Source organism: Bradyrhizobium sp. LeoA1Lang (assembly GCF_055413685.1).
The window spans coordinates 46951-58077 of record NZ_JBVAPG010000041.1 but is presented as its reverse complement, the minus strand read 5'-3'; the positions used below and the strand labels follow the sequence as shown (position 1 = coordinate 58077).

Below are 11127 nucleotides of genomic sequence, written 5' to 3'. Positions count from 1 at the left end.
CGGGGCCCGGTCGTCGCGCTGCGCTACGCATGGCTCCGCGCGCCGCCCTCTCACCGCAAAAACCCAACCCAACCCTGTTCGCTGAGAGCCTTGACTCACAAAGCCCCATATGAGGGTGGGCAAAGCGACTTCATGCACCGCGGCTCAAACGAGCTCCGGCGGAAGCGTGCCCACCATCGCGAGCGGAGCACTTGACGGTGGGCACGCTGTCGCTTTGCCCATCCTACAAATCGAACCGCTCGATCCGCCCTACTCCGCCACGTCCACCTGGCGCGTGGGGCCTGCGAGCGGCCGTTCTTCCATGATGGTGATGCACAGCGCCGCAGTTGCGAGCAGCACGGCGGCGGCGCCGAAGACGAAGCGGAAGGCGGTGGTCATGTCGGCGACCGGAATCGAGCTCACCGCGCCATGATGTTCGCCGGCGAGCGAGATGTCGGCGCCGAGCGCCATCAGCAGGATCGCGGCAAACGCCGCCACCGCAAACGAGGCCATCAGCGCGCGGAAGAAATTCATCGCACCGGTCACGGTGCCGACCTGCGAGCGCGCCACGGCATTCTGCAGCGAGACCACGCTGATCGGAAACGTCGTGCCGAGGCCGAGCGCGAAGACCGACATCAGCGTGAGCAGCCCCCACAGCGGCAGCGTGGTCATCGCCATCGCCACGCCGCAGAGGGCGGCGACCGAGGTGCCGACGATCGCCACGCGCTTGTAATGCCTGGCGCGCGCCATGGTCCGGCCGGCGATCGCCGCGCCGCAGGTCGAGACCGCGGCAAGCGGGATCAGCGCCAGCCCAGCCTCGCTGGCGCTGAGGTGATAGACCACCTCATAATAGAGCGGCAGGTGCACCGTCAGGCCGACGATCGCGCCGAGCGCGCAACTGCCTGCGACGATCGCGAAAGGAACGACCGTTCCGCTCAGGAGCGACAGCGGCAGGAACGGCTCGTCCGCCCTGCCCGCGTGCCACACGAAGGTGGCAGCGAGCGCAAACGACGCACCAATCATCGCCATGATCACCGGCGACAACCAGGCAAAATGGTTGCCGCCCCAGGTCAGCACCAGCATGAACACAACCGCGGATGCCATCAGCAGGATGCCGCCAAGCCAGTCGACCTTGCGCCTGCGGTGGAACACCGGGATCTTGCCCATCTTCGGCAACAGCAGCGCCAGTGCGGCAAACGAGAGCGGCAGGTTGATCCAGAAGATCATCGACCAGTGCAGATGCTCGGCGAACACGCCGCCGATCACCGGACCCGCGATGCCGCCGGCCATCCAGACGCTGCTGAAATAGGCCTGGTATTGACCCCGCTCGCGCGGGCTGACCACGTCGGAGATCACGGTCTGCACGACCGGCATGATGCCGCCGCCGCCGAGCCCCTGCAGGCCGCGCGCCAGGATCAATACCGGCATGTTGGGCGCAATCGCGCACAGGATCGAGCCGACGATGAACAGGCTGAGCGAGGTGATGATCATGGCGCGGCGGCCATAGATGTCGCTCAGCGTGCCGAATACCGGCGCAACCGCGGTCGATGCCAGCAGATAGGCCGTGATCACCCAGGACAGGTTGGAGACGTCGCCGAACTGGCGGCCGATGGTGGGCAGCGCGGTCGCGACGATGGTCTGGTCGAGCGCCGCCAGGAACATCGTCAGCATCAGGCTGATCACGATGGTGCGGACTTCGTCAGGGGCAAGCGGAGCCGGCGGCGCCAAAGGAGGCGCGTCGGTGAGGTCGATCACCTCGGTCGGCAGGCGGGACAGCTCTTCGGCTACGTCTGCAGGCAACGTCTGTCGGTCGGCAGGTTTGCTGCTCTGCCGTTCGAACTTGTTCATCTCGGGCGCAAATCTCGCTGTGGCGCAACGCCACAATGGAATCGTTCTATGGACTGCAATGTAGGCAGCAAATTCCTGTTGAGGCAGGCGGCTCAGCGCATGGGCGCATTCCGAGGCCGCGTCATCCCAATGACGTGATTTTCGCGCATGGACAAGACGTTACGATTTCGGCCGGTTTTTCAGCCGCGCCCGCTTCGGCAGCAGCGCCGGCCACCGCACGATGTGGTCCTCGAGCTCGGCGTCGGGGATCTCGTCCTCGGTTCCCTGCACCCGGCCGCGCACGGAGACGCCGGCCTCGTGCACGGTATTCGGGTCGCCGGAAATCAGCGGGTGCCACCAATAGAGATCGCGGCCCTCCGCGACCAGTTTGTAGCCGCAGCTCGGCGGCAGCCAATTGAGGGTACGGACGTTCTCGGGCGTCAGCCGGACGCAGTCCGGAACCTTGTCGGACCGATTCTGATAGTCCTTGCAGGCGCAGCGCCCGGCATCCAGCAGTTTGCAGGAGACGTGGGTGAAGTAGATTTTTCCAGTGTCCTCGTCCTCGAGCTTCTCCAGGCAGCAACGCCCGCAGCCGTCGCACAGGCTTTCCCATTCGACATTGGACATTTGCTCCAACGTCTTGGTTTTCCAGAAAAATCCCTCTTGGGCGGAGGCGCGCTTGGGCGGTGCGGTCATGGAAATCGAAGAATTTGGTTTAAGTCGGTTCACAACCCATCTAGGGGCGGTAGTGGCAGGCACGCAAGCGGGTCCATCTGCGGGCGCGCGAACGAGTTCACAAACAGGTTCAGCCTGACATTAAAATCGCAAGCAACACCATTGGTTTATAGCCTCCGCTCAGATAGAAACGATAACCGAGTCTCCCAACTGGCGCGAGCAGCGCCTTGGGTTTGCCGCAACATGGAATCAAGACGCTCGACCGGTGCCCAAATGGATGGGCACGTGAGCGGTTTCTAACCGAGCAAGGGCCCCGGTGCGCCAGATCCTACCGCCGCAGTGGACGACCAAGCTCCGGAACTTCTTTCTGGACCTGGATGCGCGGATCGACTCCACGCTGTTCTCCTCCGGCAGGGGCCTGCGTGAGCTTTATGAGCGCTATTCCACCTTCATGGACAACTTCTATGTCGGCCGCTGGAAGCGCTGGGTGTTCATCGAGCCGCTGTCGGAAGCCGCGACCATGGGGCTCGGCGGCATGGTCGTGCTGCTGGCGCTCGCGATCCCGGCGTTCCGCGAAACCGCCGATGACGACTGGCTGAAGAAGTCCGATCTCGCGGTGACCTTCCTCGACCGTTACGGCAACCCGATCGGCAGCCGCGGCATCAAGCATAACGACTCGATCCCGCTGGAAGACTTTCCCGACGTCCTGATCAAAGCCACCCTCGCCACCGAAGACCGCCGCTTCTACGACCATTTCGGCATCGACATCGCCGGCACCGCACGCGCCCTCGTCACCAACGCGCAGGCCGGCGGCGTGCGCCAGGGCGGCTCCTCGATCACGCAGCAGCTTGCCAAGAACCTGTTCCTGAACAATGAGCGCACCATCGAGCGCAAGATCAAGGAAGCATTCCTGGCGATCTGGCTCGAGCACCGCCTCAGCAAGAACGAGATCCTCAAGCTCTATCTCGACCGCGCCTATATGGGCGGCGGCACCTTCGGCGTCGATGGCGCCGCCCATTTCTACTTCAACAAGTCGGCGCGCGACGTCAATCTGGCGGAAGCCGCGATGCTTGCCGGCCTGTTCAAGGCACCGACCAAATACGCGCCGCACATCAACCTGCCGGCGGCGCGCGCCCGCGCCAACGTCGTGCTCGACAACCTCGTCGATGCCGGCTTCATGACCGAGGGCCAGGTGTTCGGCGCCCGCCGCAATCCCGCGGTTGCGGTCGACCGACGCGACGAGAATTCGCCGAACTACTATCTCGACTGGGCGTTCGACGAAATGCGCAGGCTCGTCGACACCTTCCCGAAATCCTATACCGAGCGCGTCTTCGTGGTCCGCACCGCCATCGACATGAACGTGCAGCGCGCCGCCGAGGAAGCGGTCGAGAACCAGCTCCGCCAGTTCGGCCGCGACTATCACGCGACCCAGGCGGCAACCGTCGTGTCCGATCTCGACGGCGGCGTGCGCGCGATGGTCGGCGGGCGCGACTACGGCGCCAGCCAGTTCAACCGCGCGACCGACGCGTACCGGCAGCCGGGCTCGTCGTTCAAGCCTTATGTCTACACCACGGCGCTCCTGAACGGGTTCACACCGAACTCGAAAATCGTCGACGGGCCCGTGTGCATCGGCAATTGGTGCCCGCAGAACTATGGCCACTCCTATTCCGGTTCGGTGACGCTGACGCAGGCGATCACGCGCTCGATCAACGTCGTGCCGGTGAAACTCTCGATCGCACTCGGCGGCAAGGAAGGCCCGAAAGCCGGCCGCGCCAAGATCGTCGAAGTGGCGCGCCGTTTCGGCCTCAAGGCGCCGCTGCCCGATACGCCATCGCTGCCGATCGGCTCCGACGAAGTCACCGTGGTCGAGCATGCGGTCGCCTACGCGACGTTCCCCAACAGGGGCCGGTCCGTCACGCCGCATGCGGTGCTGGAAGTCCGCACCGGCGCCGGCGACCTGGTATGGCGCTGGGACCGCGACGGGCCGCAGCCGCGGCAGGCGATCCCGGCGTCCGTTGCTGCCGACATGGCAGGGATGATGAGCCATGTGGTGAGCGAAGGCACCGCGCGGCGTGCTGCGCTCGACGGTATTCCGACCGCCGGCAAGACCGGCACCACGAACGCCTATCGTGACGCCTGGTTCGTCGGGTACACAGGCAACTTCACCTGCGCGGTCTGGTACGGCAATGACGACTACTCGCCGACCAACCGCATGACCGGCGGCTCGCTGCCGGCGCAGACCTGGCACGACATCATGGTTGCCGCGCATCAAGGCGTCGAGGTGCGGGAAATTCCCGGCGTCGGCATGGGCCAGAAACTGCCGAAGGAGCCGGCGGCGCAGGCGAATGCCGCCGCGAACGCCGCGCCCAAGATACTCGAGACCAAGCCCGGTCCGCCGCCGGTGCTGACCAAGCGCGGCGCCGATATCCTGGTGCGGGTCGAGAAAATGCTCGACGACGCCGCCAGGACCTTGGGCAAGACGTCGTCCAACGCGCCGGCGAAATCGGACAAGCCGTCATCCAGCGCACTGGCCTTCCCCGAGAATTACGTCACGGCGGCCGGCGACCAGGCGGCGGCACCGACGCCGCGAAAAAACTGATGCCGGTGATCGCTTCGGAGCTCTAGGGCCGTGCGGCTGATCCTCATCACCTTGCTCGCGCTGATCGTTGCTGCCGGGATCGGGCTCGGCTCGACCTATGTGGCCGCGACGCGCGGCACCAATATCGGGACGCTGAAGATCGGCGCCTGGACCGCGCGGCCGAGAAACGGCACATCCGACATCGATCCTTACAACCGTGCGACCATCGCCCGCTCCGGCGAATTGCCGGTCGGCACCGGCGACGGCATCGGCTTCACCGCCACCACCGATGACAAGAAGAAGCCGCTCGACGGACGTTGCGACGTCGTCGTCAGCGGCGTCACCCCGCCGGCGCGGTTCTGGACGCTGACGCTGTTCGACAGCAAAGGCCGTCTGGTGGCGAATTCGCTGCAGCGCTACGGCTTCACCAGCCAGGAGATCATCCGCGGCTCCGACGGTACGTTCGAGATCCGCATCGCCTCGCGCTCGCGGGCCGGCAACTGGCTGCCGACGGGCGGCATCGAGCGTTACGCGCTGATGCTGCGGCTCTACGATACGCCGGTCGGGGTGGCGACGCGGACCCAGCGCGACGCGCCGATGCCGATGATCTCGACGGTGGGCTGCCCATGATCCGCCTCGCCTTCACGATCATCGCTGGCGTGCTGCTGGGCGGCGTGGTGCATCTCGTCAGCGTGCTCGCCTTGCCGCGGATCGCTTCGCAGGACGCCTATTCGCGGCTGACGCCGATCACGCAGCTCAACGCGGTCACGGCACTGCCATCAGCGGATCCCGGCAATTCGCTGATGCCGTTCATGGACCCGGCATTCGCGATGGCGATCTGCCGCTACGATCTCTCGACCGGGCCGATCAAGCTCACGGTGCCGGTGAGCCAGGCCTATACCTCGGTGTCGTTCTACACCCGCAACGAGCTCGCCTATTACGCCATCAACGACCGCTCCGCCGGCAAGAAGGTGATCGAGCTCGATTTGATGACCGAGGCGCAGCACAACGAGCTGCCGGAGGACGAAGACATCACCGCCGCCGACCGGCTGATCATCGATTCCCCGACCACGACCGGCCTGATCCTGTTGAAGGCGCTGGCGGCCGAGCCCGGCCTGATGCCGCAGGCACAGGCCTCGCTCGCGGCCGCAAGCTGCAAGGTGCAGACCGAGCCGCCGGCGCCCAAGCAGGCCGAAATCCCGCTCCCCGCCCCTGCGCCCGCGGCACGGCCTTCGAAACGCTAGCCCTTGACGACCGTGGCGTGCCCGATCACCGGCGGCTGCGCGGCGACCGGCGGATTGGCGGTCAGCACGGCGAGCTCGCCGATCAGGCGATCCGCGTCAGCCGCGACATTGTCCGGGGCCTGGATCACCAATCGCTCCAGCGCCCAGCGATAGGACGAAATCCGCCGCTCCAGGCATTGCTGGACCCATTGCACGATCAGCGTGTTCTCCTCCATCCGGGCAATCGCGTCAGCGCGCTCCCGCGGCGACAGGTCCGACACCATGCCGAGGCTGGCATTGCGCTTGCGGTCGAGCTCGATGACGCGCCAGGCGGTCGCAAAGAACGGCTCGAAGCGTGTGATGTCGTCGCGCACGTCGTCGATCAGTTGCATGTAGCGGGAGGTGTGCGCGCGGTGCGGCTCGTCGATCAGCGCCCGTCCGTAAGCGGTGCGGTCGAACACCACCTTCTGCCGCCATGGCGAGGGCAACGGCTGATAGTCGCCGAACACGCTCTTCCAGGCCGGCCGCGAATGCGGCGGCTCGATCAGGGGATAGGCGAGATCGCGGAGCTGGCGCTCGTTTTCGGTAAGCTGGAACTGCGACGGTCTCATGCCGATGCTGCCGGTCGCTTCCGCGCCGAGCCAGCGGTGCATGTCGTCGTTACGGAAGTCGGCACGCGTGCGGCCGAAATCGCCGCCGCTGCAGCCGCCGAGCGCCGCGCCGATCAGCAGCAGCGCCAACGCCGAGCGTGAACGCCGGCGTCCGATGCTGCGGCTCGGAAGACACCCCTCCCGCATTTCAAACGTCCAATCGTCAGGTGCGCCGACGGCGACGGCGACGAGGCGCTGTACCTTCTGCCGGCCCGCGTCCACCGTCGCTCTGCTCGGTTACGCGCTCAATCCGGATAACGGGAAGGATCAGAACAGTCCCCATGCCATCGCTTGCAGCGCCACCCATGACCGCGCCCGGCCGCCGCGATGCCGCATCCGCCGGAAACTCAATGATGGTGCCCATTTCTGTTCTCTCTGCCTGCCGCGCGGTGATGATTTGCGAGGCGACGTCCGGATTAAGAACCGCACGTGGTTAATGACCTCTTAATCGGAGCCGCCGGTCGGTTACCGATGTGGCGAGTGTGCCTTATTCGCCAGATCGCTTCCGTCAGATAGTTCACATTTTAACGGATGCCTTCACGGCTCGTTTTCCTTAACCGGCTCTTAAAGCCGCCGACATAGGCTGGCGTCCGAACGTTTTGCGCATTTTCGAAAGTCGCGTACGCCTTCCCATGAGCGCAGCTCCAGTCATTCCAGGCCTCGATGGGCTGATGACCCTGTCACGTCGCGAGGGCGTCGACATTCGCCCGACGCTGCTGCGCGTGCTCACCGACCTCTATGTGCAGGCCAAGGTTCATTCCGCCGATGAAGAGCGGCAATTCGTCGAACTGGCCTCGCGCCTGATCGACCAGGTGGACGATGCGACGCGTGCGGCGGTGCGGGCGCGGCTCTCGGTCTATCCGGCAACGCCGGAGGAGCTTCTCGGCAAGCTCAGCCTGCGGCGCACCGACCCGGACCAGCCGCTGCCGGCCGCTGCTGAAATCGCGGCGCCGCCGTCACAGCCACTATCGGTCACCCCCCCGACCGAGGCGCAGCTTCGGATGGCAGCGAGCCTTGCAATGCGGCCCAACGATGCCGCAGAGATCACCGACATGTTCTTTGCCGCGACGGCCAGCGAGCGGGTCCAGATCCTGCAGAACATTGTGCAGACGCCGCTCAAGGCGTCGGCGCGGATTCCTGCGCCGCGCGCCGCGCGCGCCATCGAGATCCTTGAAATGGCGGCCTTCGCCGAAGACATCGAGAATTTCGCGCGCGAAGTCGGCGAAGCGCTGATCCTGCCGTCGCGCATTGCCGAGCAGGTGGTGAACGATCCCAGCGGCGAGCCGCTGGCCTGCGCGGCGAGAGCGCTGAACATGCCGAGCCCGGTGTTCCAGCGGGTGCTGATGTTCCTCAATCCGGCGTTGGGTTCATCGGTGCACTACGTGTTTCGCCTGTCGCGCATGTACGATCGGCTGAGCGAACGGACGGCGCTCATCATGCTGGCGGCGTGGCGAGGCTCGACCATGGCGGTCGCGCGTGCCAAATATCGCCCCTCGCTCTACGATGACGAGCGCCATCGCGCGCGCTCCACATCCGCTGAGAGGCGGCCGACCGGTCAGCCGGGTGATGCGCCCGCGATCCGCTCGCAGAGCTCCGGACGCTAACCCTTCGCCAGGTCCAGAAAGTGCCGCCCGGCCTTGTCCTCGGTCTCGACGACCCAGGCATCGGGATCGAAGCGGATTTCCTTGGCAAGCCGTTGCTCCACCGATGATTCCGGCACCGGCTCTTGCGTCATCGGCACGAAGATGCGGTCGAACGGCCGGCTGTCTTCATAGGCTGTCTGCGGCGCGGGCGTGTAAAGCATGGCGTTGCCGTCGAGCAGCGCCACCTTGACGAACACCGCCCCCGCCTCCTCCGCGCCGCGCCGGCGCACCGCACCGAACACGCCTTCCTTCTGGCAGCGCCGCAGATATGCGGACACCCAGATGCTTGATTTCAATCGCATTGCACAACGATAAGCCGGCCGCGAGATCAGCGCCAGTGCCTCTCCGCGCGCCTTGTGCGAGGCATCCAACCGGACCGGACGGGCCGGCAGCGTCGCAAGAGCCGACCGAATTGCCAACTTTTCCACAAGACGTCAGCAGTCCGCGACTCTTTGTCACGCAATTCGAACCAGCTCAATTTCCAGCGAAAACTGGCACGATCCGCCGCGGATGAGCGAACTCTTCGCCGCAACGATTGCAACTTCATCCCGATGTCGCGCGACCGTCACGGCCGCTTGGTTAACGGACCGGGCTACGATCCATTATCCAGGGGAAAGCAATGTCAGGACGTCATCAACACCATCACACACATCACCACGGCGGTCCGTTCGGCAAGAAGCTGTTCGGAACGACCAGCGACGACGATCTTTTCGGGTCGGACCGCAATGACATCATCTTCGGCCTTCGGGGCGACGATCTGATCGATGGAGGCAAAGGCAACGACACGCTGTTCGGTGGAAGGGGCAACGATGCTCTGATCGGTGGCGAAGGCAACGACCGCCTGTTCGGCGGCCCCGGACGGGATCTGCTGCTGGGCGGCGCCGGTCGGGACGAACTCAGCGGCGATGACGGCAACGACAAATTCCTGTTCCGCAAGGGCATGGGCGTCGACACGATCGAGCATCTCGATCGCGGCGACCGCATCGATATCCGTGACTTCCAGGTCGCCTCTTTTCAGGCGCTGATCGACTCCGCCCGACAGGTCGGTCACGACGTTCAAATCAGCTTCGGCAATGACGACAAGCTCGTCATCGAGAATACGCGCATTTCGAACCTTCACTCCGAACAGTTCATCATCGCAGATGAGGTCAAGGGTCCGTCAAGCTCACAGACGCCCTACCTCCTCAGCAGCGATTCCCATGTCTACACTCAGTCACTGCTGACGGCGGGTGACAGCGTGGGCGGCTACAAGATGGCCGGTATTCCCGACGGCCTTGGCGCATTCGACAATGGCGACGGGACCTTCACCGTGCTGATGAACCACGAACTCGGCGGAAACCTGGGCGTTGCGCGCGCTCATGGCGCCACAGGCGCGTTCATCTCGGAATGGGTGTTCGACAAGACCACGCTGCAGGCGGTGTCGGGCAAGGACCTCATCCACGACGTCTGGCTCTACGACGCGACGACCAACAGCTATGTCGACCACAACGCCAGCAACAGCCCGGTGTCGTTCAACCGCTTCTGCTCCGCCGACCTTGCCGATCAGGGCGCGTTCTACAGCGCGGAAACCGGTCTCGGCTTCAACGGCGGCAGGATCTATCTCAACGGTGAAGAGTCTGGTGTCGAAGGGCGGGCATTCGCCCATATCGTGGGCGGCGCGCAGGACGGCAATAGCTACGAACTCGCCGGGCTCGGCAATATGGCCTTCGAGAACGTGGTCGCCAGCGCGCATACCGGCGACAAGACCGTGGTCGCGGCGCTGGACGATGGACAGAACGGCCAAGTCTATTTCTATGCCGGCGACAAGAAGGCGACCGGTAACGCCGTCGAGAAGGCCGGCCTGACCGGCGGCCATTTCTTCGGCATTCACGTTAACGAGTTCGAAGGCACGTTGAACAACAACGAACCGAACACCGCCTCCCCGCTCGGGACGGACGAGAAGTCGACCTTCTCGATGATCGATCTCGGCGACGTCAGCGGCATGACAGGTGCCGAGATCGATGCGGCGAGCGAGGCTGCCGGCGTCACCAGCTTCCTTCGTCCGGAAGACGGCGCCTGGGACACGCTCAATCCGAACCGCTTCTACTTCGTGACGACGGACGCCTTCAATGCGCCGAGCCGGCTGTGGGCACTGGATTTCAACGATTCCAGCAACCCGGCCGCGGGCGGCACCATCAAGCTGCTGCTGAACGGCACTGAAGGCCAGCAGATGTTCGATAACATGACCGTCGATGCCAACGGCAAGATCGTTCTCTGCGAGGACGTCGGCAACAATGCGCATCTCGGCAAGGTCTGGCAGTACGATCCGGCGACAGACAAGCTGACGCAGCTCGCCGAGCATGACCCTAGCCGCTTCACTTCGGGCGGTGCGAACTTCCTGACCCAGGACGAGGAATCGTCCGGCGTCATCGACGTCTCGCACATCCTCGGCAACGCCGGTGAGAACGTCTACCTGATCGATACCCAGGCCCACTTCGCGGTCGGCGGCGAACAGGTCGAGGGTGGTCAGCTGCAGCTGATCCACCAGTATCTGGTCTGACGGCGATCAAGAT

At 64.8% G+C, this 11127-nt stretch carries 10 protein-coding genes; 5 read left to right on the top strand and 5 right to left on the bottom strand.

Annotated elements, in window-relative coordinates:
• Positions 1–249 precede the first annotated feature (249 nt).
• Together ACZYOF_RS16375 and ACZYOF_RS16370 are read right to left on the bottom strand one after the other, a co-directional pair.
• Positions 250–1827, bottom strand: a complete 1578-nt coding sequence (locus tag ACZYOF_RS16375; protein WP_463716396.1) for an MDR family MFS transporter — start codon at positions 1825–1827, stop codon at positions 250–252.
• A 159-nt stretch (positions 1828–1986) separates the two neighbouring features.
• On the bottom strand, positions 1987–2502 hold the full coding sequence (locus ACZYOF_RS16370; protein ID WP_463716395.1) for a YcgN family cysteine cluster protein: 516 nt from the start codon (positions 2500–2502) through the stop codon (positions 1987–1989).
• Positions 2503–2797: 295 nt separating this feature from the next.
• Between ACZYOF_RS16370 and ACZYOF_RS16365 the strand changes: the two genes are divergently transcribed.
• From ACZYOF_RS16365 to ACZYOF_RS16355, 3 genes are read left to right on the top strand one after another with little or no spacing between them, the layout of a single operon-like run.
• Complete coding sequence (locus ACZYOF_RS16365) at positions 2798–5080, top strand: transglycosylase domain-containing protein (RefSeq protein ID WP_463716394.1); 2283 nt, start codon at positions 2798–2800, stop codon at positions 5078–5080.
• Between the two features lie 30 nt (positions 5081–5110).
• Positions 5111–5689, top strand: coding sequence for a DUF1214 domain-containing protein (locus ACZYOF_RS16360; RefSeq protein WP_130582564.1), 579 nt, complete (start codon positions 5111–5113; stop codon positions 5687–5689).
• Positions 5686–6303, top strand: a complete 618-nt coding sequence (locus tag ACZYOF_RS16355) for a DUF1254 domain-containing protein (protein WP_130582565.1) — start codon at positions 5686–5688, stop codon at positions 6301–6303. The genes ACZYOF_RS16360 and ACZYOF_RS16355 overlap by 4 nt, the downstream gene beginning before the upstream one ends.
• Here ACZYOF_RS16355 and ACZYOF_RS16350 read toward each other — a convergent pair.
• A complete protein-coding gene (locus ACZYOF_RS16350) occupies positions 6300–7079 on the bottom strand; it encodes a hypothetical protein (protein ID WP_463716393.1) in 780 nt (259 codons plus the stop codon). The genes ACZYOF_RS16355 and ACZYOF_RS16350 overlap by 4 nt on opposite strands.
• Before the next feature lie 16 nt (positions 7080–7095).
• On the bottom strand, positions 7096–7296 hold the full coding sequence (locus ACZYOF_RS16345; protein ID WP_130582567.1) for a hypothetical protein: 201 nt from the start codon (positions 7294–7296) through the stop codon (positions 7096–7098).
• A gap of 307 nt (positions 7297–7603) precedes the next feature.
• On the opposite strand from ACZYOF_RS16345, the gene ACZYOF_RS16340 reads away from it, so the two are divergent.
• Entirely contained in the window at positions 7604–8536 is a 933-nt protein-coding gene (locus tag ACZYOF_RS16340) for a DUF2336 domain-containing protein (protein WP_130582568.1), read from the top strand.
• On the opposite strand, the gene ACZYOF_RS16335 is transcribed toward ACZYOF_RS16340, so the two are convergent.
• Positions 8533–8877: a DUF1491 family protein gene (locus ACZYOF_RS16335; RefSeq protein WP_130582570.1), complete on the bottom strand. Its 345-nt coding sequence runs from the start codon at positions 8875–8877 to the stop codon at positions 8533–8535. The two genes, ACZYOF_RS16340 and ACZYOF_RS16335, sit on opposite strands and share 4 nt — an antisense overlap.
• 317 nt (positions 8878–9194) lie before the next feature.
• On the opposite strand from ACZYOF_RS16335, the gene ACZYOF_RS16330 reads away from it, so the two are divergent.
• A complete protein-coding gene (locus tag ACZYOF_RS16330; protein WP_463716392.1) occupies positions 9195–11114 on the top strand; it encodes a calcium-binding protein in 1920 nt (639 codons plus the stop codon).
• Positions 11115–11127 lie beyond the last annotated feature (13 nt).

Coding starts and splice junctions, on each gene's coding strand:
- ACZYOF_RS16375 (WP_463716396.1), bottom strand. CDS start 1,827: ATGAACAAGTTCGAACGGCAGAGCAGCAAACCTGCCGACCGACAGACG.
- ACZYOF_RS16370 (WP_463716395.1), bottom strand. CDS start 2,502: ATGACCGCACCGCCCAAGCGCGCCTCCGCCCAAGAGGGATTTTTCTGG.
- ACZYOF_RS16355 (WP_130582565.1), top strand. CDS start 5,686: ATGATCCGCCTCGCCTTCACGATCATCGCTGGCGTGCTGCTGGGCGGC.
- ACZYOF_RS16350 (WP_463716393.1), bottom strand. CDS start 7,079: ATGCGGGAGGGGTGTCTTCCGAGCCGCAGCATCGGACGCCGGCGTTCA.
- ACZYOF_RS16345 (WP_130582567.1), bottom strand. CDS start 7,296: ATGGGCACCATCATTGAGTTTCCGGCGGATGCGGCATCGCGGCGGCCG.
- ACZYOF_RS16340 (WP_130582568.1), top strand. CDS start 7,604: ATGACCCTGTCACGTCGCGAGGGCGTCGACATTCGCCCGACGCTGCTG.
- ACZYOF_RS16335 (WP_130582570.1), bottom strand. CDS start 8,877: ATGCGATTGAAATCAAGCATCTGGGTGTCCGCATATCTGCGGCGCTGC.
- ACZYOF_RS16330 (WP_463716392.1), top strand. CDS start 9,195: ATGTCAGGACGTCATCAACACCATCACACACATCACCACGGCGGTCCG.